At 50.3% G+C, this 25,171-nt stretch carries 23 protein-coding genes and 3 tRNA genes; 8 read left to right on the top strand and 18 right to left on the bottom strand.

What is annotated here, in order from left to right:
* Nucleotides 1–7: 7 nt before the first annotated feature.
* From GQ52_RS13290 to GQ52_RS13265, 6 genes are all read right to left on the bottom strand, one after another.
* Complete coding sequence (locus tag GQ52_RS13290) at nucleotides 8–1,576, bottom strand: diguanylate cyclase (RefSeq protein WP_235273377.1); 1,569 nt, start codon at nucleotides 1,574–1,576, stop codon at nucleotides 8–10.
* Nucleotides 1,577–1,741: 165 nt separating this feature from the next.
* Nucleotides 1,742–1,990 (bottom strand): hypothetical protein, encoded by a 249-nt coding sequence (locus GQ52_RS13285; RefSeq protein ID WP_019881995.1) that lies wholly within the window; start codon nucleotides 1,988–1,990, stop codon nucleotides 1,742–1,744.
* 49 nt (nucleotides 1,991–2,039) lie between these two features.
* Nucleotides 2,040–2,537 carry a peptidoglycan-binding protein LysM gene (lysM, locus tag GQ52_RS13280; protein WP_024929892.1) on the bottom strand — a complete coding sequence of 166 codons (498 nt, stop codon included), beginning with the start codon at nucleotides 2,535–2,537 and terminating at the stop codon, nucleotides 2,040–2,042.
* Nucleotides 2,538–2,630: 93 nt separating this feature from the next.
* Entirely contained in the window at nucleotides 2,631–3,224 is a 594-nt protein-coding gene (locus tag GQ52_RS13275) for a membrane integrity-associated transporter subunit PqiC (RefSeq protein WP_047518329.1), read from the bottom strand.
* Between the two features lie 12 nt (nucleotides 3,225–3,236).
* Nucleotides 3,237–4,898: an intermembrane transport protein PqiB gene (gene pqiB / locus GQ52_RS13270; protein ID WP_047518328.1), complete on the bottom strand. Its 1,662-nt coding sequence runs from the start codon at nucleotides 4,896–4,898 to the stop codon at nucleotides 3,237–3,239.
* On the bottom strand, nucleotides 4,885–6,243 hold the full coding sequence (locus tag GQ52_RS13265; RefSeq protein ID WP_235273369.1) for a paraquat-inducible protein A: 1,359 nt from the start codon (nucleotides 6,241–6,243) through the stop codon (nucleotides 4,885–4,887). Before GQ52_RS13265 ends, pqiB begins: the two co-directional genes overlap by 14 nt.
* A gap of 192 nt (nucleotides 6,244–6,435) precedes the next feature.
* Between GQ52_RS13265 and GQ52_RS13260 the strand changes: the two genes are divergently transcribed.
* On the top strand, nucleotides 6,436–7,020 hold the full coding sequence (locus GQ52_RS13260) for a hemerythrin domain-containing protein (protein WP_047518326.1): 585 nt from the start codon (nucleotides 6,436–6,438) through the stop codon (nucleotides 7,018–7,020).
* Nucleotides 7,021–7,071: 51 nt separating this feature from the next.
* Here the strand turns inward: GQ52_RS13260 and GQ52_RS14045 are convergent, their stop codons facing one another.
* From GQ52_RS14045 to GQ52_RS13250, 3 genes are read right to left on the bottom strand one after another with little or no spacing between them, the layout of a single operon-like run.
* Nucleotides 7,072–7,206, bottom strand: coding sequence for a DUF2474 domain-containing protein (locus GQ52_RS14045; protein WP_081979362.1), 135 nt, complete (start codon nucleotides 7,204–7,206; stop codon nucleotides 7,072–7,074).
* Nucleotides 7,206–8,207, bottom strand: a complete 1,002-nt coding sequence (cydB, locus tag GQ52_RS13255) for a cytochrome d ubiquinol oxidase subunit II (protein WP_047518324.1) — start codon at nucleotides 8,205–8,207, stop codon at nucleotides 7,206–7,208. Before cydB ends, GQ52_RS14045 begins: the two co-directional genes overlap by 1 nt.
* A gap of 12 nt (nucleotides 8,208–8,219) precedes the next feature.
* Nucleotides 8,220–9,650, bottom strand: coding sequence for a cytochrome ubiquinol oxidase subunit I (locus GQ52_RS13250; protein ID WP_047518322.1), 1,431 nt, complete (start codon nucleotides 9,648–9,650; stop codon nucleotides 8,220–8,222).
* 271 nt (nucleotides 9,651–9,921) lie between these two features.
* Between GQ52_RS13250 and GQ52_RS13245 the strand changes: the two genes are divergently transcribed.
* Entirely contained in the window at nucleotides 9,922–10,266 is a 345-nt protein-coding gene (locus GQ52_RS13245) for a helix-turn-helix domain-containing protein (RefSeq protein WP_024929897.1), read from the top strand.
* On the top strand, nucleotides 10,256–11,497 hold the full coding sequence (locus GQ52_RS13240) for a type II toxin-antitoxin system HipA family toxin (protein WP_047518320.1): 1,242 nt from the start codon (nucleotides 10,256–10,258) through the stop codon (nucleotides 11,495–11,497). Before GQ52_RS13245 ends, GQ52_RS13240 begins: the two co-directional genes overlap by 11 nt.
* Nucleotides 11,498–11,597: 100 nt before the next feature.
* Here GQ52_RS13240 and GQ52_RS14140 read toward each other — a convergent pair.
* From GQ52_RS14140 to GQ52_RS13230, 3 genes are all read right to left on the bottom strand, one after another.
* Nucleotides 11,598–11,672, bottom strand: a tRNA-OTHER gene (locus GQ52_RS14140).
* A gap of 106 nt (nucleotides 11,673–11,778) precedes the next feature.
* Nucleotides 11,779–13,170 carry a pentapeptide repeat-containing protein gene (locus GQ52_RS13235; protein WP_161792012.1) on the bottom strand — a complete coding sequence of 464 codons (1,392 nt, stop codon included), beginning with the start codon at nucleotides 13,168–13,170 and terminating at the stop codon, nucleotides 11,779–11,781.
* 242 nt (nucleotides 13,171–13,412) lie between these two features.
* Nucleotides 13,413–13,488, bottom strand: a tRNA-Asn gene (locus tag GQ52_RS13230).
* 221 nt (nucleotides 13,489–13,709) lie between these two features.
* Between GQ52_RS13230 and GQ52_RS13225 the strand changes: the two genes are divergently transcribed.
* On the top strand, nucleotides 13,710–14,255 hold the full coding sequence (locus GQ52_RS13225) for a hypothetical protein (protein ID WP_235273361.1): 546 nt from the start codon (nucleotides 13,710–13,712) through the stop codon (nucleotides 14,253–14,255).
* A 60-nt stretch (nucleotides 14,256–14,315) separates the two neighbouring features.
* Here GQ52_RS13225 and GQ52_RS13220 read toward each other — a convergent pair whose 3' ends face one another.
* Together GQ52_RS13220 and GQ52_RS13215 are read right to left on the bottom strand one after the other, a co-directional pair.
* Nucleotides 14,316–15,527 (bottom strand): pyridoxal phosphate-dependent aminotransferase, encoded by a 1,212-nt coding sequence (locus tag GQ52_RS13220; RefSeq protein ID WP_047518315.1) that lies wholly within the window; start codon nucleotides 15,525–15,527, stop codon nucleotides 14,316–14,318.
* Nucleotides 15,528–15,667: 140 nt separating this feature from the next.
* Nucleotides 15,668–16,684: a trypsin-like peptidase domain-containing protein gene (locus tag GQ52_RS13215; RefSeq protein ID WP_047518310.1), complete on the bottom strand. Its 1,017-nt coding sequence runs from the start codon at nucleotides 16,682–16,684 to the stop codon at nucleotides 15,668–15,670.
* A 158-nt stretch (nucleotides 16,685–16,842) separates the two neighbouring features.
* Between GQ52_RS13215 and uvrB the strand changes: the two genes are divergently transcribed.
* From uvrB to GQ52_RS13195, 4 genes are read left to right on the top strand one after another with little or no spacing between them, the layout of a single operon-like run.
* Entirely contained in the window at nucleotides 16,843–18,876 is a 2,034-nt protein-coding gene (gene uvrB, locus GQ52_RS13210) for an excinuclease ABC subunit UvrB (RefSeq protein ID WP_024929902.1), read from the top strand.
* Nucleotides 18,873–19,139 (top strand): SemiSWEET transporter, encoded by a 267-nt coding sequence (locus tag GQ52_RS13205; RefSeq protein ID WP_019882013.1) that lies wholly within the window; start codon nucleotides 18,873–18,875, stop codon nucleotides 19,137–19,139. The genes uvrB and GQ52_RS13205 overlap by 4 nt, the downstream gene beginning before the upstream one ends.
* Before the next feature lie 52 nt (nucleotides 19,140–19,191).
* Entirely contained in the window at nucleotides 19,192–20,061 is an 870-nt protein-coding gene (galU, locus tag GQ52_RS13200) for a UTP--glucose-1-phosphate uridylyltransferase GalU (RefSeq protein WP_019882014.1), read from the top strand.
* A 6-nt stretch (nucleotides 20,062–20,067) separates the two neighbouring features.
* On the top strand, nucleotides 20,068–20,616 hold the full coding sequence (locus GQ52_RS13195; protein ID WP_047518308.1) for a hypoxanthine-guanine phosphoribosyltransferase: 549 nt from the start codon (nucleotides 20,068–20,070) through the stop codon (nucleotides 20,614–20,616).
* Between the two features lie 41 nt (nucleotides 20,617–20,657).
* On the opposite strand, the gene GQ52_RS13190 is transcribed toward GQ52_RS13195, so the two are convergent.
* The 4 genes from GQ52_RS13190 to GQ52_RS13175 form a co-directional block, all read right to left on the bottom strand.
* Nucleotides 20,658–22,889 carry a TonB-dependent receptor gene (locus GQ52_RS13190; RefSeq protein WP_047518306.1) on the bottom strand — a complete coding sequence of 744 codons (2,232 nt, stop codon included), beginning with the start codon at nucleotides 22,887–22,889 and terminating at the stop codon, nucleotides 20,658–20,660.
* 96 nt (nucleotides 22,890–22,985) lie between these two features.
* Nucleotides 22,986–23,570 carry a hypothetical protein gene (locus GQ52_RS13185; RefSeq protein ID WP_047518304.1) on the bottom strand — a complete coding sequence of 195 codons (585 nt, stop codon included), beginning with the start codon at nucleotides 23,568–23,570 and terminating at the stop codon, nucleotides 22,986–22,988.
* Nucleotides 23,571–23,585: 15 nt separating this feature from the next.
* Nucleotides 23,586–23,676 (bottom strand) — tRNA-Ser (locus GQ52_RS13180).
* 105 nt (nucleotides 23,677–23,781) lie between these two features.
* On the bottom strand, nucleotides 23,782–25,161 hold the full coding sequence (locus GQ52_RS13175; RefSeq protein WP_047518302.1) for an ATP-binding protein: 1,380 nt from the start codon (nucleotides 25,159–25,161) through the stop codon (nucleotides 23,782–23,784).
* Between the last annotated feature and the right edge of the window lie 10 nt (nucleotides 25,162–25,171).

Below are 25,171 nucleotides of genomic sequence, written 5' to 3'. Positions count from 1 at the left end.
CCCGCCATTAATTGGCAAGCACTTGCATCATTTCTTTGCGATTTTTACGGCTGCGTTTGTTGGCATACATGCGTTTATCGGCAATGCGCATGAGTTCTTCTGTCTCACTGGCCTCATGCGCAAAGACGATGCCTACACTGGCACCCGTGCTGACGGAGCCTTCTTTTTCCATCTGCAAATGCGTATATTCCAGCTGGTGCTGGCACCACTCTACATCATCTTCATGACACAGAATGGCAAATTCATCACCACCCAGCCGGTAAAGCTGGCCACTGGTATCCAGTTTTTTGGACAGAATCTGACTGAAGCTTTTTAACAGGTGATCGCCTGCGTCATGACCAAAGTGGTCGTTGACGTATTTCAGGTTGTCCATATCAAGAAACATCATGCAACCATGCTCGGGGAACTGCACCATTTGATTTTCGAGCGCATGGCGGTTAGGCACGCCGGTCAGCCGGTCTGTCATGGCAATGGAACGCGTGCTTTGCAGCTCGACCAGCATATGCTCTTTTTCTTTATGCAGGCGGTTCATTTGATAGGCAACCAGCAGCGAAAGCAAGATGGCCTCTACCGCCACCGCGATCAAACCGAATTGCTCGATGGTCCAGGCATTAGAGGTCAAGCGCTCAGCCGTGATAGATAAGCCGCCCAGGATACCAAATACCGAGATCGCAAACAGGTAAAGCTGGGCGATACGATTTTTTTGCAGGCTGAGGCGGATGCCGCAGGCCAGGCCGAACATGAGGAAAACGGCGACGCCAAACCTGTCCATTTCCAGCATCCAGTTGGGGAAGATCATGGCAAACACCAGCAATGCCACCAGGACCGTGCGTGCCACCATAGACAAGTAATAGAGCTTGGCATGATGTAACGGGTTGATGCCCAGCAAGTGGCAGACAAAGCTAATATAGGCCAGGTTGGAGAGCAGGATGGGCAAGCTGGTCAGGTAAAACCAGTGCCATGCAAATAATTGTTTAAATACCCCTAGCGCAGCGCTCTGGAAAATCAGGTTGCCCAAAATAAATAACGCATACATGCGTTCGGTGGTGTGTCCAGGCGTCATGCCAATGGCAGCGTAATAGGTGAATATGCCGAACAAGACGCCCAGTAACAGCAAGCTGGCAGCCGTGGTGCGGTTGGTTTGCTGCTGGTAGGTGCTTAGCTCGGAGACGAAAATCTCAGGTTGCGCCAGGTAGTAGGGCGATTGCAACCAGGTGGCCAATCGATAAGTGCCAGGTTCCAGGTGGATAATACGGCCGTGCCTCAGTAGCAAGGGATCATTCTCCTGGCTGCTTAAGCCACCTTTGATAATGCTGGTTTGCTGCTTGCTATCTGTGATTTCGTGCTGAAAATGCGCAATGGTCGATGTGTTTTTGAAGTCGATCACATACTGGTCTGCATGCGAGATTTTGAGCACGCTCTGGCAGACGAATTTGCCGCCTTGCAACGGGATGCTGGCAATTACCACACCCTTGCTGTTCATGCAGGTGGTGCCGAGCAAAGTCGGGGTCGCTGAGGCCTGCGGCATCAGTGCAACCCATAACGAGATCAGCATCCAGAAGAAGAAACGTTGCAAGCCTAATTATCCAGTGAAAATGTCGAATCTCGACGCAGTTTACATGAAACATTCCGTGGAACGCTTAGGCTAACGCATTAAAGAAGGCAAAGAATTACTAATAAAGTGTAGAAAATAGCCGATAAAAAACCCGCATAAATGCGGGTTTTTGTGTTAGGAAAACAATTATTTGTTTTCAACCGCGGCTTTAGCGGCGTCGGCGGTTTCTGCTGCCTGTTGCTCAGCGGTTGCTGCAGCTTCTTTTGCGGCTTGCACTGCATCAGCGGCAGCATCTTTGGCTTCGCTGGCAGCGGCTTCGGCATGTTCTTGTGCAGATTCGACCGCTTGTTCAATCTGCGGCTCTTTTTCACCACAAGCGACAAGCAGGGTGCTGCTCAAGGTGGCGATCAGTAATAAACGAATGAATGATGACATAGTCGTGTCCTTTGTTAGATGAGTGGTTGGCTATTATTGTGTGTAACGCTTATTCCGGAATGCGCAGTACCTGGCCTGGGTAGATTTTGTCAGGATGGCTCAGCATGGGACGATTTGCCTCAAAGATCTTCATATAGCTATTGGCATTGCCGTACATTTCTTTGGCTACTTTAGACAAGGTATCGCCTTTGACTACGGTATAAAACTTTGCTTCAGGCTCAGGGCTAGGGACGTGCAACTGGTCTTGCACCGCTTCAACGCCCGCCACATTGCCACAGCACAGCAGAATTTTTTCTTTGTTCTCTTGCGTGTCGATATTGCCTTGCACGATGACGGTACCGCTGGCGCCATCAAATTTCACGTCATAACCGGTCGTCGGTAAGTTGTTTTTAGCGATATAGGTTTGAATGGCCTTGGCTGCCGCCGCGTTTGCTGCGTCTACATTGACCGGGGTCGGGGCTTTGCTTGCTGTTTCTTGCGCGGCTTTGGCTTCTCCGGCACCAAACAGTTTTTCACCTGCTTCTTTAATAAAAGAAAATAATCCCATCGCTTGCTCCTGACTTGTTATTTTATGAAAAGAAATTTCATCATAGCAAATTGGCGACGCGGTCACTACCTATTGGCATTAAAAATGTGGCCGTTATGGCAAAGTTTGTAATTGGCTGGCAATTTGGTCACTGAGCAAGTCAAGATTCAGGCCCAAGGCTCGCACCAGCGCGGGGTAGCCATTTTCAGCCAAAGGTGTGCTGAACTTGAATGACTGGCTGGCGCCTGCCACATGGTTCGCGCCAATCAGTTGCCATTGACCACTCAGCACGGCATAACCACGCATCTGGCCGTGAAATTGTTCTATGGTCAGGTGCAGGGTGTTGGCAGCAGGTAATCCAGGCTGCGGGTCGACCACGATTGTATTGTTGAGCCGACTGGCCAGGCGTGCGCGCAGGCCGCGCCGCAACTCCTGCGCCAGATTGTCTACCCAAAGATGGTCACGCGCTGCTTGCATGGTGATGTCGTCGGTCTGGATGACGATGCGGTCTGTATCCAGGTAATCCGCCAACTGGATACGGTTTAAGATTAGTGTGCGTGTCTGCGCCGTTGAAGGCGATGATGTCGTCACTTCCGGCAGGCTGTAACGCTCAGTTTTGACTGGCGGGTTCGATTTGAAGCAGCCGGTCAGGCTGAGCCCCAGCAATAAAGCCAGACCAACCCTTAATTGTTTTTTCTCGATCATCATGCGTCAGGTTCCTTACGGGTTGGCCGGTGCCATCGGTATCGGGTCATTGCCAGGCTTGCGGTCAAACAGGATGGCATTGGGTTGCTCATTTAAGGTACGCGCCAATGGCTGGATATCGCGCAAGGCTTTATCCAGGCGTTGCAAGGTCGTTGTCAGCTCCTGATAAGCTGGCGACTCGGGTGATAGACCTTTTAATGTCGTACGCAACTCCTGCATGGTTTGGTTGATATTGGCAGGCATCTGTTGCAGGTCAGGCTGGCTGAGTAACTGATTCACTTGCTGGCTCAAGGCGCGGATTTCCTGCATGGTTTTTTCTGACTGCTGCAGGTTTTTATCCAGGCCGGACAACACAGGCTCCACTTTCAAACCATTGAGTTTATCCAGCAGGTCAGACAGTTTCTGTTCAATCTGCGCCAGGTTAGTCGCGGTGGTCGGCATCACTGGTAAACCTTCAAAACGCTCGCGTTGATAGGTTTTGTGCGCATGCTGGTCCATATTCAGGTCGACAAACACGGAGCCTGTGATCAGGTTGCCGGATTTAAGCGTCGCGTGCAGGCCGCGTTGCAACATCTGCGCAATGCGGCTTTTCCACTCTTCCAGGTCAGCCTTGCCATTATCTGCCAGGCGGCCGGGTTCCAAATGAATCAATACCGGGATGGCGTAACGGAAATCTTTTTTGCGTTCCGGCGAGTTGAATTTCCATGGCACATTGATCACCGTACCCACGCGCAAACCACGGAATTCTACCGGCGCGCCTTTGGACAAGCCACGCACGGTATCATCCACCAGTAGCACATATTCCAGGTATTGATCGTAGGTTTGCTGGCGTGCGGCATCTTCATTGGCAAACAGTTCAAAGGTAGCTTCGGAGCGTACCGGTTGCCCCATCGGCCTGTCATCGACATGGCCAAAGCTGACGCCGCCTGCGATCAGGGATTCGACGGTGGGAATATTGGCCTTGAATCCTTCCGAGTCCAGTTTGACATCAATGCCTACGGTCGTCCAAAAACGCGTGTTCTCAGTGACCAGTACGTCATAAGGGTGTTCAACAAATAACTCATGCTGCATCTGGCGTTGTTTGGGGTCGAATACGGCGCTGACGACCCTGCCCACGCGTAGGCCCTGGTAGCTGACCGGATCCCCCACACGCAAAGAATTACCGACTTTACCGATGAGGTTCACATGCACACCCTGGGCGCCATTGAGTGAGATGGGCGCTTGATCCAGCACGGTGAACTGGTCCGATTCTTCCAGGCTTTTGCCTGGTTGTAATTGAATATAGGCGCCGGAAATCACCGTATTCAGGCCGCTGATGCCTTCCAGCCCGATACGTGGTTTGACCACCCATAATTGCGTATCCTGCACCAGCATGGGTTGCGCTTTGGGGGTGATGCGCGCCAATACTTCAATATGCGTCAGGTCTTCAGACAGCGTGACTTGCTCCACCAGGCCGATATCCACGCTATGCACCTTGATTTTGGTTTTACCGGCCTCTATGCCTTCGGCATTGGTGAGGGAGAGGGTGATTTGCTTGCCCGCTTTGGTGTAGTTGTCATAAATCAGCCACAGCCCAATCAGCAGAGCGACAATAGGCACGATCCAGATCGGCGACAGCCGGGCTTGCTTGCTGACTTTGGCCAGCAATTGATTGTTGTCTTGATTATTCTCTGTCATGCGTGTTTCCTTGGGTATCCCATAGCAGGCGCGGGTCAAAGGCCATGGCGGCCAGCATGGTGGTAATCACCACAGCACAGAATGCCAGCGCTGCCGGGCCGGGCAATACTGACATCAGGTTGCCCGATTGTATCAGCGCGACCATGATGGCGACGACAAACACATCGACCATGGACCAGCGGCCAATCAACTCTGTGAGCCGATACAGCCTGGTTTTTTGCTGTGCCGTTAACGGGCCAGGGTATTTTGCCAGCAATGAAAGCACCACCAGTATCAGCATCTTGATAATAGGTACCAGTACGCTGGCGACAAAAATGACCACCGCAATCGGTTCTGAGCCATGCTGCCATAACTCGAGCATGCCGCCAATAATGGTAGAGGCGTGTGTTTGACCCAATGAGGTGGTAATCATCATCGGGTAAGCATTGGCCGGAATATAAAGCACGGCTGCGGTGATTAACAAGGCCCAGGTAAATTCCAGGCTGTTGGGTTTACGCATATGCAAGGCGCTACCGCAACGGCCACATTCATGGCTGGCCACAGCGGCCGAAATGGTGTTGACCAGGCCGCAGGTGGCGCAGCCCGTGGCATGTTGATCTGCTGCATTGATGCCGCAACGGATGCTGGTATCGGGTGGCGGCTCGCCAGCTAACCTGTACCATAACCAGTCGATATCGACTGAGCGCGTGGTCATGAGCAGCAGGACGGCAAACACGCAATAGGCCCAGAACGAAGCACCCAACTGCACCTCGCCAATTTCGGTGAGTTTCACCAGGCTCACCAGCGCTGCAATCATGAACACATCGGCCATCATCCAGGGGTGCAGGCGTGAGAACAGGCGTGCAATCACATCGCTATAGGCACGCGGCACCCGGCGTAAGACATTGGCCTGCATCAGGATCACACCGACCAGGTATAAAGCGGGCAATACGAACGCCGTACAGCTGACGATGAGTGCCACCAATGGTTGATGCACATCGACCAGCGTCACCGCCGTCTGCGGCAATTCAATCTGCGTATCCAGGCCATTGGTATCCATGCTAATAAACGGGAAAGCGACCGCAATGAGCAAGGTCAGCAATGCACTGATAGCCAGCGCAATACTGCGTTGAACCGGATGCAAATGGCGCCTGGCCAATACATGCCCGCAGCGCGGGCAACTGGCGTGTTCACCTGGGCGCAGCACCGGGATTGCACTGACCATGTCGCAAGCACGACAGGCACGCAATCTTCGCCATTTTGTATTTTGCTGGGTCGTCATGCGGATGGATAAAGAATGGATTGACCTGACTGTTTGGGTGGGCTTTTCATAAGCATGGTAAACGGGTTGGATTTGAACGCGCAAGAAAAATTCCATGATGGCCTGGGCGCAGTTGATCTAAACCATGCGTCGATCATCACTTTAGCGCGAGTACGTTACTGCGATGAATAAGCAAATACGTAAAGCGAATCTGACAAAATTATCAGTCAATCCTGCCTATATGCATCATGCATTTCGAGACATTATCATGCTTTCTATCCATTGTTGGAGAAGGTTATGAGAACCGAGACTCACTTGAAATCAAACAAACAGGCAACGACCAAGCGAGCCAATGCAAGCACGGCGAAACATGACGTGATCGTGCTGCTTAAGCAAGACCATGCGGCGGTGAAGAAAATGTTTAGCCAATATGAAAAGCTGGCGAAACAAGAGGATATTCAAGGCAAAGTTAAGATCGCCAATCAAATCTGTGCCGAGTTGATTGCGCACACGACGGCGGAGGAGGAAGTCTTTTATCCGGCTGCCCGCGAGGCCACGCATGATGACGATATGCTCAATGAAGCCAATGTCGAGCATGATAGTGCGAGAGACCTGATTGGGCAGATTCAGAGTATGGATCCTAAAGATGAGATGTACGATGCCAAGGTCAAGGTGTTGGGCGAATATATTGCCCACCATGTGGAGGAAGAGGAAACCGAAATGTTTCCCATGGTACGCGAGTCGAAAAAGCTCAACTTGAAAGAGATGGGTGTCACATTAAGTCGACGCAAACAGGTGTTGATGAAGGAGTTGTGTAATTCTGCCGGGGAGGTTGTGCCGCAGCAGTTACGGGCCAAATTAGGGTTGGCTGGGCGGCATTAACGGCGTTTAGTTAAAAAGGGGCCTCGAGGCTCCTTTTTTTATGGCGTGCGTTTAAGTATGCCAGCCTGCTGCCATCATCAATCCCTTGAGTAACATGCTGACGATCGCCAGGGCTGCAATACTGGCTAGCCAGATCAGGAAAAACCAGCCCAGACGTTTCAGGGTGTTTTTGGGCGTATGTGTCATTAATGGTAAGCCTCGTCCTTGTTCACTTTGCCGCGAAACACATAATAGCCCCAGGCGGTATAAATCAGAATAATCGGAATAATAATTACGGCGCCGATCAGGGCGAATTGTTGGCTTTGTGGTGGGGCCGCGGCAGCATCTATGCTCATTTCCGGCGGGATGATATTAGGCCAGATGCTGATGCCTAGGCCTGCATAGCCAAGTAATACCAGGCCCAGCGTATAAAGAAACGGGCTGGTTTCGACCTTGGCCTTGAGTGCGCGTTGCAATTTGTAAAAGAAAAATATCACCAGCAAGGGCACAGGCGATAACCACAGCAGGTTGGGCAAGCTGAACCAGCGTTCGGCGATGCGGCTGTCCATCCATGGCGTCCACAGGCTGATGACTGCAATAATCACTAGCAATGCGATAGAAATACCTTGTGACAGCTTGTAACAGGTGGTTTGCAGTTCGCTTGTGGTTTTGAAAATCAGCCAGGTGCTGCCTAGCAAGGCATACGTGACTAATAAACCTAGCCCGGTAAAGAGCGAGAACGGTGAAATCCAGTCCAGTGGCCCGCCTGCGTAGGCTTGGTTTACCATTTTAATGCCTTGCAAATAGGCGCCCAGCGTCACGCCCTGAAAAAAGGTGGCGGCGATAGAGCCGCATAAAAAGGCTTTGTCCCAAAAGTGGCGTTCTGCATCATGCGCCCTGAAGCGGAATTCAAACGCCACACCGCGAAAAATTAAGGCCATCAGCATAAACAGCAAGGGCAGGGAGAGGGCGCTTAGAATCACCGAATAAGCGAGAGGGAATGCCGCCAGCAAGCCAGCGCCACCTAATACCAGCCAGGTTTCGTTACCGTCCCATACCGGGGCGACCGTATTCATCATCAGGTCTCGGTCCTCTTTCTCTTTAAAGAACAGGTAGAGTATGCCTATGCCAAGGTCAAAGCCATCCATGATGATGTACATCATGATACCGAACAGGATAATGATGGCCCACACCAGTGATAAGTCCATTGCGTCGCCCCTTTATTGATCTTTGGTGTTAGCCGGTGACTTGGCATCCGGATGAAACTCGGGTGCCAGTGCAAATGCATCCACGTCGCCCGGGTTCACCGAGATGGCATCCCCTTGCAGCGCTTCATCCGTTTTTGGCCCGATATTCACCAGCCGCAAGACATACAGCGTGCCCATGCCAAATACAGCCAGGTAGATAATGACAAACAATGCCAACGTCAGGCCAACTTCGCTGGCGGTATGCGGTGTCACGGCATCCGCGGTGCGTAACACACCATACACCACCCACGGCTGGCGCCCGATTTCTGTGGTAAACCAGCCCGCCAGAATGGCAATCACCCCGGCAGGGCCCATGGTGGTGGCAAATGTGAGGAAAGGATTATGTTGGTATAGCTGTTTTTTGTAACGTAACCACAATGAGGTGGCGGCCAGCAATATCATCAGCATGCCCAAACCAACCATGATGCGGAAGGTCCAGAAAATAATAGTGGCATTGGGGCGGTCTTGTGGCGGGAAGTCTTTCAGTGCCGGAATCTGCTCAGTGAAAGAGTGACGCAAAATCAAACTGCCCAGCACGGGGATCTCTAAAGCAAAGTGATTCTTTTCTTGCGCCATGTCCGGCCAGGCTAATAGTATTAACGGTGTGGCTTCATCGCCTTTATTCTCCCAGTGCGCTTCAATGGCGGCAATTTTTGCTGGCTGGTATTTCAGGGTGTTTAAGCCATGCATGTCGCCCACCACCACTTGCAATGGCGCCAGCAACAATATCAACCACAGTCCCATAGACAGCATTTTGCGTACGCTGGCATTGTCTTTTCCTTGCAGCAACTGCCATGCCCCCGATGCGACCACAAATAGCGCAGTCGCCAGATAGGCGCCTATCACCATATGGACTAAGCGGTATGGAAACGACGGGTTAAATATAATCTTGAACCAGTCTACCGGAATCACTTTGCCGTCAATCAGTTCAAAGCCCTGCGGCGTGTGCATCCAGCTATTCGACGCCAATATCCAGGTTGCCGACACCAGTGTGCCGATGGCCACCATGACGGTGGCCGCAAAGTGTAGCGTGGGCCCGACCTTGTTCCAGCCAAACAACATCACGCCCAAAAAACCCGCCTCAAGAAAAAAGGCCGTTAGCACCTCATAAGCCAGCAGTGGCCCGGTGACGCTGCCCGCAACGCTGGAGAAACCAGACCAGTTGGTGCCGAATTGATAGGCCATGACCAGGCCAGACACCACGCCCATGCCAAAACAGAGTGAAAATAACTTGACCCAAAAATGATATAAGTCGAGGTAGACGGTATTTCTGGTTTTTAACCAGCTCGCCTCCAGCACGGCCAGGTAACTGGCCAGGCCGATGGTAATCGCCGGAAACACGATATGAAAAGAAATGGTGAACCCGAACTGGATTCTTGCCAAGGTCAATGCCAAATCAGACATGCTTATCCTTTTACATCACTGGCAATATTCGCATAGGCGTGACGTCACGTGCTTGCGCTCACTTGCGTGGAAATTACTCGCCAGGAAATATTAACTCGCCGAGGAATATTATCAGCGTTGACTCGTATTGCTGGCAATAAGTTTTACGGGCGAGCTGGCTATTCCTGTGAATGATGCAAAATGCGGCCTAATCACGCTGCTTAAAAATGAATTGATTTCGTATTAAAACGCAATATAATGAACTTTAAGTCTATTAAATATTAATTTATTGATGTCTAAAAAAACAAATTCACTAGCGAGTGCTAACCCGGATGTGCTAAAGGCATTAGAAACGCTAGGCTTGCGCCTGCGTGCCAACCGCGTGGCTTTGGGCTGGACAGTGAAGGAGATGTCAACCCGCTTGCTCTGTTCACAGAATACTTACCGGGCGATTGAGGCTGGCAAGCCTAGCGCGAGTGTGGGCATTATTGCCAATGCACTGTGGCTGTTTGGCCAATTGGACAATCTGGAGGCTGTTGCGCCTGTCTCCGTGAGTGCTAGTGCGTCTATTCGCGCCAGAAAAAAACCTGGCGTAACCGATGCCGCATTCATTTCAGAGGACGAGCGTGATTTCTAATCGCACCATTTATATAGGCCTGGCTGCCAGGTTCGATACCGATGTCAGGCCCGCGGCGATTTTGAAACTTGCGCGCAGAGGCGTGATTGAGTCCAGCCAATTGGCTTATGGCACCGGATTTTTGGCGGCGCCTGATGCCTTTGCACTAAATCCGCTACATCTACCGCTTAAAAATGAAGTCGTCAGCGTGGCCGAGCGTCGCGTGCGTGACGGCGGCGCGTTACCTTTGACTTTGTGTGACGCGTTGCCGGATGCCTGGGGGCGCAAAGTGCTGGAGTCCCAGCAGGGCCGTACCCTGGATAATATTGATGTATTGCTACTCACCAACGCCAATCGCGTTGGCGCAATGACTTTCGCCGAGACCTTGCCGATTCAACTGCAAGCAGCCGACAGTGAACTGTTTTCACTTGATGAAATGGCTGAGGCGGTCAAGCGACTAGAGGTCGCCATGGAGATACCGTTGCACCTGCGTCGACTGCTCAATAAAGGTGGCAGCCTAGGTGGGGCCAGGCCCAAAGCGGATTTCATCCACGATAATAAAAGGTGGATTGCGAAATTCCCGGCAAGCAGCGATGACCACGATGTAGAGTTGCTTGAGGCCGCCGTGCTAGCGTTAGCCGGACTGTGTGGCATAGACGTCTCCCCGCACACACTTGCGCCCATACATCGCGGGCATGCCTTGTTAGTGCAGCGTTTTGACCGGGCTGGCACTGTGGATGACGAAACGCGCATACATTACCTCTCGGCATCTGCGTTACTTAATGTCTCCTACAACTCAAATGGCGGCAGTTATATTGAATTCGCGCAGGTGATCAGAAAGATTTCAGCCCAACCCGAGCACGATTTAAAGCAGTTATACCGCAGAATGGTATTTAACCTCATCATCGACAATACCGATGACCATGTCAAAAACCATGGCATGCTGCATGTCAAAGGCAATCAATATCAGCTTTCTCCCGCGTTTGACGTCGTCATGCAACTGACGAACGTGCATTACCAGGCGCTGGCTATTTTCCCCGGCAACAATCTTTCCAAGCTCAGCTTGGCCATACGTGCGGCTTCACATTTCGGTATTAACGAAAATATTGCCAAAGCAATCATTGACGATATTGAAGATAAAACGCGTCAACAGTTATTGCCTACTGTTGAAAGGTTAGGCGGCAGTGATGTGCTGATGAAAAGAGTGCAGCAGTGTTTGGATCGGCAGATGGCTTTTATTCACGCGGAGTAGGTTGCGTGAAGCTGGGGTAAAGGTGGTCTTTTTAGAAAACCATTATTCAGTACGGCGAATAAAGCAAAAGGCCTTGCATTTCTGCAAGGCCTTTTTTATTTGGCTCCTCAACCTGGGCTCGAACCAGGGACCTACGGATTAACAGTCCGTGCCCGCTATCTATATTCTATGAGGGTTTGAGTCGGTTTTTTGCTTCGCAATTAGATCTAATAAAGGCATTTTAGACCCAATAAACATGCGGAGTGCGAAGCGAATTGCGAAGCGGAATTAGTTAATAAAGTTTATTTGATTTTGAATAGATTTCTAATAGCCAAGCCTACTAAAAACCATCCAATTAATGCCAGTATTTTTTGAAGCAAAACTAATGTGATAAAAGAATATTGGCTTTTTGAGACTGGGAAATATTCATTCATTAAAGATTCGCTTGTTTTATCTACGCCTAATGGCAGGCTTTGAAGGATTGAGAATTTCAATGAGTTTGTGAATAAGACTAGATCAATAGAACAGCTTTCATTCCAAAGTAAGCAGTTTTCTTTACTACTATCGATCAACCCATAAATTATGGCTGCTATGAATACGGGGGTTAAAATTAGAAATAGAAATGGTTTCCAAAATGAATAACCATAATTCGAAACAAATTTGTAAATTGTAAAAAAACAATAGTCATTGCCACTAGCCAGCACTCTCTCTGATTCCAACACATATCTTGAGAAAGCTTTTTCGGCTAACAAATGCTGGTTTTTACTCATCGCTAGCCGTAGAGTGTTATAAGCTCTTACGTCGGTCTCATCTTTTCCGCTTGGCTCAGGGAATTTAGCAGATTCAAAAGTGGTATCTTGATGCAGCTCGCAGTTATGAAACAGCGGAACAATATGAAACTCCGTAGATAGACCATTTTGCTTTCCAAAATTTGTAGCCCCCTCAAAAACTCTATTACTAAAATCTGCCTTTCCGTTAAATACGGAACCAGCGAACGACATGGGTCCAAATCTATTGTTAGTTGTGTTTCCTGAAAAGTCTGCATTTCCAATAAATGTAGCGTTATCAAAACTTGCCCAATTGAAATGGGTCCCTTGGAATAATGCAAAAGACGAGAACTGAACGCGCTTGAAACTCGCTACAGCGTTAAAACGGGCATAGGTACTAAAATTACTACCAAAAATTGAATCGTCGAAAAGCGCTCCTTTATGAAAAGTGGCACCCGTAAAAACACCTGACGTAATTGTCGTGGCTATGAAATATGCATCTTCGTGAAAGACTGTATTATCAAATGAGGCTAAAGCTTTGAACTTTGAGCCGCTGAACATGACGCCATAATAAAAAACATAACCAGCAAGAAATAAATCCGAATCAAACTCTTGGTTAGTTAAATCAATTATGAAGTTGGAATTTTGCCCACTCCAACCTAATCTTATGCTTTGACTACTGTCCTCATTATTAATAACTGATATATCAAAGTTTACGGGCGGGAGTTTATGACTGTCTGGATGTGGAAATGTCTGTTGCCAGCTATTAAATACTGACTTACCCGCAAGGAACATCTCAAGACATAGCTGTCGCCACTCGCGACGAGTAAGTGAGCCATCCAAGCCAAAGCCTCGATCATCTAAGTTTGTAATTTCAACTGTAATTTTATTTACTGGGTTGAAGTTATGAGGCAGGAATACATTCACGAACATACCTTAGTTATCAATGAAGTTTGAATAGTTTACTACTCTAGCTTCACATATTTAATAAGGGAGGATACTTAGATATATCAGTAATGATCGAAAAACTAGTTGCGAAGCGAAAATCCGGCAGTCAATCCTTATTCTAAAAGGATTTTTTGACATATTGAACCAAGCATTGCGAAGCGCTTCGCAATAATTTTAGGACGCAAAAAAGGCCTTGCATCTCTGCAAAGCCTTATTCTATTTGGCTCCTCAACCTGGGCTCGAACCAGGGACCTACGGATTAACAGTCCGGCGCTCTACCGACTGAGCTATTGAGGAATCGGTACGTCGTTTGAAGGCGCTATATTACTGAGGCCTCGCCCCTTGGTCAACTACTTTTTGCGAAATATTTTATATTTTTTGTGGCGGGTGAATGACCTAAACAAAATGCGTGATCCGTGGCTATTTTTACGCAAATTTTTGTAATATTCGCGCCACTGATCCTTGACAGCGGCGGGTTTGTCAGGGTGCTGACTTATAATATGTGTCAGGAGAATACGATGCGAACCATGGTTGGAAAAATTGCGAGTGTGGATGGCGTGGCAGAAGTGATTGATGCCCGTGGGCAGCACCGCGCGCTGGTCGCGGGTGATTTGTTGCGAGAAGGCGATCAGGTAGTGACGGCTTCAGGTGCAACATTGGCACTGGAGGCAATGACGGGTGAGCTGATTCAGTTTAATGGGCAGCAAACCATTACCATGACAACGCAACTTACCGCTCAATACGTTGCAGATGCGAGTGATGACGCGATACACCCGTGGTTGTTGCAGCATGTGCTGGCTTCAGTGCAGTCCGGCGAGGACGTGCTGGATATCGCTGGGTTATTGGCGGAGTTGCCTGTAGAAAACACATTTTCTGCATTTGCAGCGACAGTATTGCCTGATGAAGTGACCGCCGCTCTTCATATTGATGACCTGATTCAGGATCATGCAGCCAGCCAGCCGTCTGGTTTAGGTGCTGGTGCGGTGGATTTGATGGCAAGTACCAGTTTGCCGAGTGAGGTGGCTTTGCAGCAGAGCCTACTCAAGGATTTCATCAAGGATTAACCTTGAATGCAGAAAAGAAAAAGCGCCCTTGGGCGCTTTTTCTTTTCAGGCGAATGCTATTTAGTTGAGCGCTTTTTCAATGCGATCCAGTGCTTCGCGCAGGTTTTCCATGCTGGTGGCGAACGAGATACGGAAGTAGCCTTCGGCACCAAAGGCAGAGCCTGGCACCACAGCCACATTGTGCTCTTCCAGCAAGTATTCAGCCAGCGCCATATCTGACGCGTCTTTGATTTTGCCAGCCTGGTGCAGGCTTGCGATAGCCTGGCGTGCATCCGGGAAAGCATAGAATGCGCCGCCTGCCATTAAACAGCTCAGGCCTGGCATGGCGTTGAAACGGTCAACCACATATTTGTGACGCTCGCGGAACGCGGCCACCATCGGCTTGATACAGTCTTGTGAACCACTCAAGGCTGCTTCGGCGGCATATTGTGAAATCGAGGTTGGGTTGCTGGTGGATTGGCTTTGCAGGATTTCCATGGCTTTGATGATATAAGCCGGGCCTGCGGCGTAACCAATACGCCAGCCGGTCATGGAGTAGGCTTTGGATACGCCATTCAATACGATGCAGCGGTCTTTAAGGCCTGGCGCTGCATTGAGGATGTTATGGAATTTGTCGCCCGTCAGGTTGACGTGTTCATACATATCATCGGTGGCGATTAATACATGTGGATGCTTCAGCAATACTTCACCCAATGCTTTTAACTCGTCCAGCGTGTAGACCGCGCCGGTTGGGTTGGAAGGAGAGTTGAACATCACCAGTTTGGTTTTGGCGTTAATGGCCGCTTCCAGTTGTGCTGGCAGCAGCTTAAAGCCTTGCTCGATACCGCATTCGAGAATCACTGGCTTGGCCTCGGCCACCATGGCGATGTCGGCGTAGCTGACCCAGTAAGGGGCTGGAATAATCACTTCATCGTGCGGGTTTAACACGGCCAGGCACAGGTTGAAAATGGTTTGCTTGCCGCCAACACCGACGATGACTTCGTTTAAGGCGTAGTCAAAACCGTTTTCATTTTTGAATTTATTCACGATGGCTTTTTTCAGCGCTGGAATGCCGCTGACCGGCGTGTATTTGGTGTAACCGGCATCAATCGCTGCCTTGGCTGCATCTTTAATATGCTGCGGCGTATCAAAGTCTGGTTCACCGGCGGCCAGGCCAATAATCGGGCGACCTTCGGATTTATATTTGGCAGCTTTGGCAGTAATGGCCAAAGTTGGAGATTCTTTAATGGATAACACGCGTGCAGACAGCACGTTGGCGGCAGCTTGGCTCAAGATTGCTTCCTTGTTGGGTCGACTATGCTCAAACAGGCCGCCGGGTGCGACCTGCAAAAAATTGAAAAACGCAATATTTTACGCAAAAAACCACGGCTGTGGAAGCTTGCGCGAGCGGTTTTTCTAAAAAAATCAAGCCGTTATTTCTGGCAGTGTTGTTCGCAGCCGAGATAAGCCTGGTAGACGGAAACCAATAAGGGGTCAATTTGCTGCAATTGGGTCTCGATCTGGTGCACGGTTTGCTGGTCGCCGAGTTGTTGCGCGACTTCTCCACGTCTGAACCAGGCTTCGACGAATTGTTTATCCAGACTGACGGCTTGATCAAACGCGCTGGCGGCCAATGCGAATTGTTTTAACGAGAGGTTAGCCAGGCCGAGGCTAAACCAGGCATCTGCGCTGGTGGGCTCTTGCTGCGTCCATAAGCTGCTCACTTTTTGCAGGGCTGCCCAGTCTTGACGGGACTCAGGCACTGCTGCGCGCATATAAAAAGGCTTTTTATCTTCGTCTTCTTCCCACAGGGCTTTGCCATGCACCGGGAATTCGGTGGTGGCGGGCATTTTCTCCAGTGTATCCAGCCATTCGACCGGCAGTGCAAAGTGGATGCTGCCGCCATTGCCTGCGGTTTTGAAGGTATTGATGCCGACCAGCCTGCCTTCCATGTCAAACAGGCCGCTACCGCTGGCGCCCATTAAAAACTTGGCACTGCTGCGTATCATATTGCCAGGTTGCGTGGGGTAGAGGCCCTGAATTTCACCCACAGAGGTGATGGGTGCCGGTACGCCATTGGAGTGGCCGATGGCGGTGATTTCCTGGCCGCGTACCAGATCGTGGCTATTGCCGCGAAGGACGGGCTTGAAGGGCATATTGTGGGTGGTGACCAGGCAGAGGTCGTGCCAGGCATCGGCGCGTACGCTGGTGATCGGGTAACTGTCTTCGCCGCGTGACACCCAAGGCTGTTTGGTGGCGCGTAATACATGGCAGTTGGTGACGACGCTATTATCAGCAACCACCACGCCGGAACCATAGGCCATGCCACCATCCAGGTTGTAGCCGCGGATCATGACGACACCAAAATAGGCCTCCATCAATGCTTGCTGGTTATAAGCATTGGCAACGGATGTGCCGAGTAATAGGCATGCTAAAAACAAGTGTTTCACGGAATCCCCCTGGTGCCTGTTTTGATGTGTTTGAAGTGACTGATTCTTGCGATAAAAGTTCGGGCGAAAGGCATCTCTGAAAATTGTAAATCCTGCGCCTGTGGCCGCAAAAACAGTTAAAATATGATTTATACCATTCTTGTCTCCAGATTGTTCTTGTGATCGTCACTTTCCCTGGCAGTAAATACGAATTGCACCAGCCGTTTCCACCTGCTGGCGATCAGCCACAGGCGATTGAAAAGCTGACGCAAGGCATTGATGATGGCCTGAAATTTCAGACCTTGCTCGGTGTGACGGGCTCTGGCAAAACCTATACCATGGCCAATGTGATTGCCCGCACTGGCAAACCGGCCATTGTTATGGCACCGAACAAGACACTGGCTGCGCAACTCTATAGCGAATTCAGGGAATTTTTTCCGAATAATGCCGTGGAGTATTTCGTCAGCTATTACGACTATTACCAGCCAGAAGCCTACGTGCCTTCGCGCGATTTGTTTATCGAAAAAGATTCCAGCATTAACGAGCATATTGAGCAAATGCGCTTGTCGGCGACTAAAGCCATTCTGGAGCGTGAAGATACGATCATTGTGGCGACTGTGTCGGCCATTTACGGTATTGGCGACCCCGGTGAGTACCATGGCATGGTGCTGCATATCCATCAGGGTAAAAAGGTTGCGCAAAAAGACATCGTGACGCAACTGATCAATATGCAGTATGACCGTAACGACTTTGATTTTAGCCGCGGTTGCTTTCGCGTGCGTGGCGATATTATCGATGTGTTCCCGGCGGAAAACAGTGAAACAGCGGTACGCATCAGTCTGTTTGATGATGAGATTGATAGTATCCAGTTGTTTGACCCGCTCACCGGGCAGGTATTTAACAAGATCCATAACTTCCGTATTTTTCCATCCAGCCATTATGTGACCGCGCGTGAAGCCACGGTGCGGGCGATGGATACGATTAAAGAAGAGTTACGCCAGCGCGTGAGCTTTTTTCTCAGCGAAAACAAATTGGTTGAAGCGCAGCGTATTGAACAACGTACGCGGTTTGACCTCGAAATGCTGAATGAAATTGGCTTTTGCAAAGGCATTGAAAACTATAGCCGCCATTTAACACGGCGCAATCCAGGTGATCCGCCGCCAACATTGATTGATTATCTGCCTGAGCAGGCGTTGATGATTATTGATGAAAGCCACGTCACCGTGCCGCAGGTCGGCGGCATGTATTTGGGCGACCGTTCGCGTAAATCTAACCTGGTGGATTATGGCTGGCGCCTGCCATCGGCCATGGATAACCGGCCACTCAAGTTTGAAGAGTTTGAGCGCATTATGCGCCAGTGTGTATTTGTGTCGGCGACCCCGGCGGATTACGAAAAAAATCACCAGCAGCAAGTGGTGGAAATGATTGCGCGTCCGACAGGTCTGGTCGATCCTGAAATTACGGTGAAACCGGCCGATACGCAGGTCGATGATTTGCTGGGTGAAATTAAACTACGCGTGGCCGTGGGCGAGCGCGTGCTGGCGACGACGTTGACCAAGCGCATGTCGGAAGATTTGACCGATTACCTCAGCGAGCATGGCGTCAAAGTACGCTACTTGCACAGTGATATTGATACGGTAGAACGCGTCGAAATTATCCGTGACTTGCGCCTGGGCGAGTTTGATGTGCTGGTGGGCATTAACCTGCTGCGCGAAGGCCTGGATATTCCTGAAGTGTCATTGGTCGCCGTACTGGATGCTGATAAAGAAGGCTTCTTGCGTTCTGAACGCTCATTGATTCAAACCGCGGGCCGTGCAGCGCGTAACCTCAATGGTACGGTGATTTTTTACGGCAACAAAATTACCCGCAGCATGAAGCTGGCGATGGACGAAGCCGATCGCAGACGCAAAATCCAACTGGCGTTTAATGCCGAACATGGCATCACGCCTAGGGGTGTGACCAAGCGCATTAAAGATATTATTGACGGCGTTTATGATAAAGACGAAGCACAACGTGAACGCAAAGCCGCCCAAGAGCAGGCCAGCTATGAAAACATGAGCGAGAAAACCTTGACCAAAGAGCTCAAGCGGGTTGAAAAAGCCATGCATGATGCGGCCAAGAACCTGGAATTTGAAAAAGCGGCCCAATATCGTGACCAGTTGAAGAAGCTTAAGTTACAGGCGTTTGGTGCCGAAGTAGAAGATTTGAAATGACCACGTTAAATCTGTGTATTGGTTCGATTGCCGCTGTGTGCACTACGATAGCATTTGTGCCGCAGGTGATTAAATCATGGCGTACCAGGGATTTAAGCGGGATATCACTGCCAATGTATACGATATTTACGACCGGCGTATTGTTATGGATGATCTACGGCATATTGAGACAGGATTGGCCTGTGATCATTGCCAATGCGATCACCGCGATACTGGCTGGCGTCGTTCTTTGGTTAAAATTAAAATCTGTATTAAGCCGTTAAATTAAGATTGATTGTTGATTATTTTTATAATTATTTTGTTTAGGATACGACCATGAAAAAAATTACAAAAGCCGTTTTTCCGGTGGCGGGGTTAGGCACCCGCTTCTTGCCGGCGACCAAGGCCAGCCCAAAAGAAATGCTGCCTGTTGTTGATAAACCGCTGATTCAGTATGCGGCCGAAGAAGCCATCGCCGCTGGTGCGACTGAGCTGATTTTTATTACGGGCCGTAACAAGCGTTCGATTGCCGACCATTTTGACAAGGCCTATGAACTGGAAGCCGAGCTGGAAGCTGCGGGCAAACAAAAACTACTCGATATCGTGCACAGCATTTTGCCAAAAGGCGTGAGCTGCGTGTTTATCCGTCAATCACAAGCACTGGGTCTTGGCCATGCGGTATTGTGTGCTAAGCCGGTAGTGGGTAACGAGCCATTTGCCGTATTGCTGGCAGATGATTTGCTGGTGGGTGATGTCTCTATCACCAAGCAAATGGTAGATGTCTATGCCGAGCAACAATGCTCAGTACTGGGCATTGAAACCGTGGCGCCGGAAGAAACCAGCAGCTATGGCGTGGTCGATGCGATTGCTAAAACAGATGATTTGCTCGAAGTAAAAGGCATGGTGGAGAAACCTAAACCAGAAGAAGCGCCTTCTAACCTGGCAGTGGTTGGCCGTTATGTGTTGAGCCCACGTATTTTTGATTGCCTGGAGCATGTCAAACCTGGCAAAGGCGGCGAAATTCAACTCACGGACGGTATTTCTGCATTGATGGAATACGAAAAAGTGATGGCTTATCGCTACAAAGGTAAGCGCTATGATTGCGGTAGCAAACTGGGCTTTATGCAGGCTAACGTTGAGCTGGGGTTAAAGCATCCTGAAATCGCCGATAGCTTCAGAAGCTATTTGAAATCACTGGCAATCTAATCAGGCATGCTCGCGGCACAAGCTCAGTCGCCAGATTTCTGGATCGCCCATTCGGATGTCGTATTTACAGCGGCAGAAGTCAGCCTTGCCATTGATCGCATGGCTGAGCAGTTGCGTGATCAGTTATCCGGCCAGCCTGCGATCTTGCTGTGTGTGATGCGTGGCGGTTTGTATCTGGCAGGCCAGTTAATGAGCCGTTTGCCATTGCCAGCCCGGCTGGATTACCTGCAAGCCAATCGCTATCACGGCACTGCCGGGCAAGAAATCGTCTGGAGCAAGCAGCCAGAACTGGATTTGGCCGGGCAAACCGTGGTGGTGGTGGATGATATTCTGGATGAGGGCATTACGCTGGCTGCGGTGGTGGCGTATTGCCAACAAGCGGGCGCTAGCCGCGTACTGACAGCAGTGCTCACCGAAAAAGACAACGGCCTGCAAAAACCACTGCAGGCCGATATTGTCGGACTCACCGTGCCTAACCGCTATGTGTTTGGCTGTGGCATGGATGTGTATAGCTGGTGGCGGAATCTGCCAGAAATCCGCGCGTTGCAATCCTAGGGTTGACATGCCAGTGCTGGCGTTATTCAGGCACTTCAACCTCAAAATCGATATTCGCCACTGACACCCCATAGCCGGGGTTCGTTATAAATCGCGATCTGATTACCTAAAAAGTCTTTTCCCTTGGCCACGGCAAATTGCTGGTTGGTCAGGTTTCTTACCCACAAGCTCCACAGCCAGTGCTGGTCATCCGTAGTGTAGTTGAGGCAACTGTTGAGCAAATTTCTCCTGGCAAGCTGGCTGGTTTCTGGCTCATTACTGATACCGCTATAAGTGGCTGATTGATAATAGTGCTGCAGGCTGGCTTCGAGCTTGCCTTTTAGCATGCCTGAGTGAAAACCATAATTTAGCGTGTTGGCCATGCTCCAGCGTGGCGCGTCGGGTAGCGCCTGGCCAGAGGCATCGGTGCCATTGGCACCACCACTGGGAAAACGCAGGTAGCTGGCATCCAGGTAAGCCAGTGTTGAGTTGATGTGCCATGTCTGGCTAATCGGGACTAGCGCGCTGAACTCCAGCCCTTGTGTTCGCACACTGGCGGCATTGCGCAACTGCAATACTTGCGTGTTTGCGCCTAGCCGGGAAAACTGGAACACCTGGTAGTTGTCGTAATGATTCACAAACAGTGCCGTGTTGAAATCAAACACCCTGTGCTGGTAATGCCAGCCCAGCTCCAGACTATCTACAGACTCAGGTGCGAACGCATAGCCATCCTGCACTTGTGCCCGATTCAGAAAATCTACATTCCAGCCCCCATTTTTATAGGTTCGTGCAAATTTGGCTAACAAGGTATTTCTTTGATTGGGATGAAGGCTCACCGCTAGCAGTGGGGAGAAAAAGTGGTTAGCCATGGCTTGCTTTTGCTGGTTCAAGGTGCCGATACGAAAAGCGCCACTTTGTGAACCATCCAGGCTGAAATCCAGCTGCTTTTGCTCCCACTGGTAGCGGCCACCTATGTGCAGCGTGAAAGGATCCAGATCGTAACTGGCATTGGCATATAAGGCTTGGGTTTGTGTGTTTACCTTGGCCTGCAGCGGCACCACAGCGCCTGCCGTCACGCCAAAAGTGGCACCAAATGGGGTGAGTACAGTGGCTGATGGCCGTTTCACCAGCGTTGCCATATCGTTGCCAAAAACCGCCCGTCTGTCATTTGATTGCTCTTCCTGCGAGAAATACAGGCCAGCTACGTAGCGTAGCGTCGCCTGTGCATCCGAGCTGTAACGAAACTCTTGGCTGGTCAATTGCTGGCGGTCTTTATAGTAGGTTGCCAATACATCATTGCCGCTATAGTCATTATCCGTTTGCCGGTCATGTCTGTGGTCCCTGGCCGCCACGATCACCTCCAGTTGCACGAGGTTGGCCAACTGCCGCTCACTCTGGATGCTGAATCCTTGCGCCAAGGTGTGTGAAACGGGCTGCGTATTTACAAACACGCGTGAGAATGAATTGCCACTTTGCGCTGGTTGACCAAACATACCGGTGAGTGGCTGGGCCAGAAAGTTCTGGTTGTTGAGGTCTGCATAGTCTGCATACAACTTCAAGCGATGTTGCTCACTGGTTTGTATCTGCAACTGGGCCCGGGCGGATGTATTGTCCTGATCTTTCAGCGATTGACTGGTATGGCCATTCTCGACATAGCCGTCACGCGTTTCTTTTCTGATCGCGATACGGCTGTTGATATGCTCTGCGAGAGGCATATTCAAGACCGCTGTGGTTTCGCGATAATCCAGATGACCAACCCCAAACTTGATCTGTGCCTGGGGTGTGGCTGTGGCTTCTTGTGTTGTGATGCGGATCGCCCCGGTATCGGATTGATTGCCATGTGTATACCCCTGAGGGCCTTTGGCAATCTCCACTGCATCAATATCAAACAGCAGGCTTTCCAGCGACATTGTAGGGCCAACATTCACGCCATCCACATATATCGCAGTACGTGCATCAAAACCGGCATTTCTGCCACCACCACCCACGCCGCGAATATACGCACTTTTATAGACGCCATATTGCTGTATGGAAAAGTTGGGCAGCAAGGTGTTCAGCTGAGATAGCTGGCTCACATGTGCATTTTGCAAGCTGTCGTCTGCAATTACCTCCGCCATTAATGGCGTGAGATGCGCCGCGGCATTTCTTTTGACGGCAGTGACTTCAACATCGGGTAATTCGATCTCGTACACATCCTCTTCTGCAATTGCCGTTTTGCTAATGGCGATGGCTAATAGAAAAAGAATGCGTTGATTGAGACCGCGTGGAACAGGAGAGACTGCTTGCATGGACATGATAGATTTTTATATTTTTTAAAAATCTATCATGTTTAGGCCTGCTTGTGAAAACTAAAGCCAGAACGCTGGCGGCAGAGGGGGAGCTGGGATAGGTTAATCTTGAATACAGGTTTTTGTATGTTGTACCATTTTTCCATCCATGAGTTGTGTCGTTTCTTCTCCCAAGCGACACTTCTTGTCGGCATCCAACACCCATACATTGTGATAAATTTCTGTATAACTAGAGATATTCCATGCCCAGATGGTTTCATGCCCTTGACCATCAAGCGCACTCACTTCTCTTAGTTTGCTATAGCCATTCAACTTCTTATCCATGATCTCTAACAAACTGGTTGCCGTATCCCATATCAGCTTTGCCGTCGTTTTGTTCACTTTAAATAGCCACATAGGGCAGTCATGTGCACTACATAAACAGGCGTGCGCAGGTTTCACCAAATACGCCTTTGTGGATTTGCTCAAACCCACTAACTGTGCTTCAAATAAGTCATTGGGCTTAGTATCTTGGCAAGCGTTTATGCCGTCTGTAGCAATTTTTTTGCTTAGCTGAGCAATGATGGAGGAGGGAATCTTAGCTGGGCTCTTCACTCTTTGCTCAGCACCAAACTCTTCAGCACTTTGAGCGCATAGAGCGATGAGTAACAGGGCGAATAAAGCGGTGATCGATGCTGATAATTTCATAGGGTTAAGGCTTGTTGGCGGAGAAGGAGGGATTCGAACCCTCGATACGCTTTCACGTATGCCTGATTTCGAGTCAGGTACATTCAACCAGCTCTGCCACTTCTCCGGGATGTTTTGCAACCTTTTGACACTCCAAAAGGTTGCTGGGCGATTAGTCTACACTGTGGCGCGCGTGCTGTTCAACAAAAATCTAATAACTCTTATTGGTCGATTATTGCAGCGGCAGCACGATTTGGATTACCAGGCCAGAAGCGGGTACTGGTTTGTTACTGATGGATAGTTTGCCGCCATGTTTTTCAACAATCATGCGGGCGATGGCAAGGCCGAGGCCGGTGCCGCCTGTTTGGCGTGAGCGGGAATCTTCCAATCTGCGGAATGGTTCCAGTACATTGCTCAGTTCTTGGGGCGGGATACCGGGACCGTCGTCAGAGATCACGAAAATGACCTGTTTGCCTTCTGCGTGCAGTGATAAGGCCGGGGTTTGCGCATAGGCAATTGCGTTATTCAGCAAGTTGGTCAGGCAACGTGTTAACAAGTGTGCCGAGCCGAGGATGGTAATGGACTGTGTGGGCAGGCTGCTGGCGATGGCATGGCCAGTATCTTCAAAGTCATCGCATACGGCGGTTGCCAGCGCGGTCAGGTCGACTTTGCTTTTATGGATGTTTTCACCGCACAGGCGGGCAAAGTCCAGGCCTTCGCGCACCATGGCCTGGGTGGCGGTGAGGTCTTTGATCAAGCCTTGTTTTAACTCCTGGTCTTTGACTTTTTCCAGGCGCAAACGCAAGCGCGTGAGAGGGGTTTGCAGATCGTGTGCAATCGCACCCAGAATAAAGCCACGCTCCTGAATATGCTTGAGGATGCTGCGCTGCATTTCGTTAAAGGCTTTGGCAGCATGGCGCACCTCGGTGGAGCCTTCATTTTCAGGCAAAGGTGCGTGCTCAATATTGTGTGCCAGTTGTAAGGCGGCGTTTGCCAGTTTGCGCAATGGCTGAGTGGCAACAGAAGCGACAGACCAGATAATACTGATCAAGCCAAAGAGTGCCAGCACAATGGTGAGCGGGTTGCGTTCATGCGGTGGCCCGGCTGGTGGGCGACGACCGCCGTAGTGCAATTCGATCAACACAGATGTATTGTCTTCAAGGTGCGTGTAAACCGCCAGGCATTGACCATGAGGATGCGGCGGTGGTGCACCAAAGCCGGGCGGTGGTGGCGGAGGGCGGCGCGGCGCGCAATGGCTGGGCTTGGACAGGCTGATAAAGTCTGCCACTTCAGGCACCAGCAAGTTGTTGAGGTTAGCTAATTCTGCAGGCAACAGCGGCGCATTTTGCGGCGGTTCTACGCCCAGCGTGACATGGCTGCCCATGCGTTTAAACACGTCCTGAATCTCGGAGCGTTTTTCGGGCACGGTCGCTTCGAGGATGCGGATCATGCTTTCAATGCGGTCAAATGCGAACTGGTCGCGCAGGCGCGTTTCATTTTCGCGTGAGTCGCGTTGCCCCAGCATGCTCACTACCGTCGCGGTGAGCAGAATACCAATGACGGTAATCAGGAAGATACGGACCGACATGGTGCCCAGCAATTTCTTTATCATCACTCTTGTG

Source organism: Methylophilus sp. Q8 (assembly GCF_000800115.1).
Taxonomy (GTDB): Bacteria; Pseudomonadota; Gammaproteobacteria; order Burkholderiales; family Methylophilaceae; genus Methylophilus.
The sequence above is the reverse complement of the archived record's forward strand: the minus strand, read 5'-3'. Positions and strand labels throughout refer to the sequence as shown.

Excerpts from the sequence above, each read along its gene's own strand:
- GQ52_RS13285 (WP_019881995.1), bottom strand. The coding sequence starts at position 1,990 with ATGTCATCATTCATTCGTTTATTACTGATCGCCACCTTGAGCAGCACC.
- lysM (WP_024929892.1), bottom strand. The coding sequence starts at position 2,537 with ATGGGATTATTTTCTTTTATTAAAGAAGCAGGTGAAAAACTGTTTGGT.
- GQ52_RS13275 (WP_047518329.1), bottom strand. The coding sequence starts at position 3,224 with ATGATGATCGAGAAAAAACAATTAAGGGTTGGTCTGGCTTTATTGCTG.
- pqiB (WP_047518328.1), bottom strand. The coding sequence starts at position 4,898 with ATGACAGAGAATAATCAAGACAACAATCAATTGCTGGCCAAAGTCAGC.
- GQ52_RS13260 (WP_047518326.1), top strand. The coding sequence starts at position 6,436 with ATGAGAACCGAGACTCACTTGAAATCAAACAAACAGGCAACGACCAAG.
- GQ52_RS14045 (WP_081979362.1), bottom strand. The coding sequence starts at position 7,206 with ATGACACATACGCCCAAAAACACCCTGAAACGTCTGGGCTGGTTTTTC.
- cydB (WP_047518324.1), bottom strand. The coding sequence starts at position 8,207 with ATGGACTTATCACTGGTGTGGGCCATCATTATCCTGTTCGGTATCATG.
- GQ52_RS13250 (WP_047518322.1), bottom strand. The coding sequence starts at position 9,650 with ATGTCTGATTTGGCATTGACCTTGGCAAGAATCCAGTTCGGGTTCACC.
- GQ52_RS13245 (WP_024929897.1), top strand. The coding sequence starts at position 9,922 with ATGTCTAAAAAAACAAATTCACTAGCGAGTGCTAACCCGGATGTGCTA.
- GQ52_RS13225 (WP_235273361.1), top strand. The coding sequence starts at position 13,710 with ATGCGAACCATGGTTGGAAAAATTGCGAGTGTGGATGGCGTGGCAGAA.
- GQ52_RS13205 (WP_019882013.1), top strand. The coding sequence starts at position 18,873 with ATGACCACGTTAAATCTGTGTATTGGTTCGATTGCCGCTGTGTGCACT.
- galU (WP_019882014.1), top strand. The coding sequence starts at position 19,192 with ATGAAAAAAATTACAAAAGCCGTTTTTCCGGTGGCGGGGTTAGGCACC.
- GQ52_RS13195 (WP_047518308.1), top strand. The coding sequence starts at position 20,068 with ATGCTCGCGGCACAAGCTCAGTCGCCAGATTTCTGGATCGCCCATTCG.
- GQ52_RS13190 (WP_047518306.1), bottom strand. The coding sequence starts at position 22,889 with ATGTCCATGCAAGCAGTCTCTCCTGTTCCACGCGGTCTCAATCAACGC.
- GQ52_RS13185 (WP_047518304.1), bottom strand. The coding sequence starts at position 23,570 with ATGAAATTATCAGCATCGATCACCGCTTTATTCGCCCTGTTACTCATC.
- GQ52_RS13175 (WP_047518302.1), bottom strand. The coding sequence starts at position 25,161 with ATGATAAAGAAATTGCTGGGCACCATGTCGGTCCGTATCTTCCTGATT.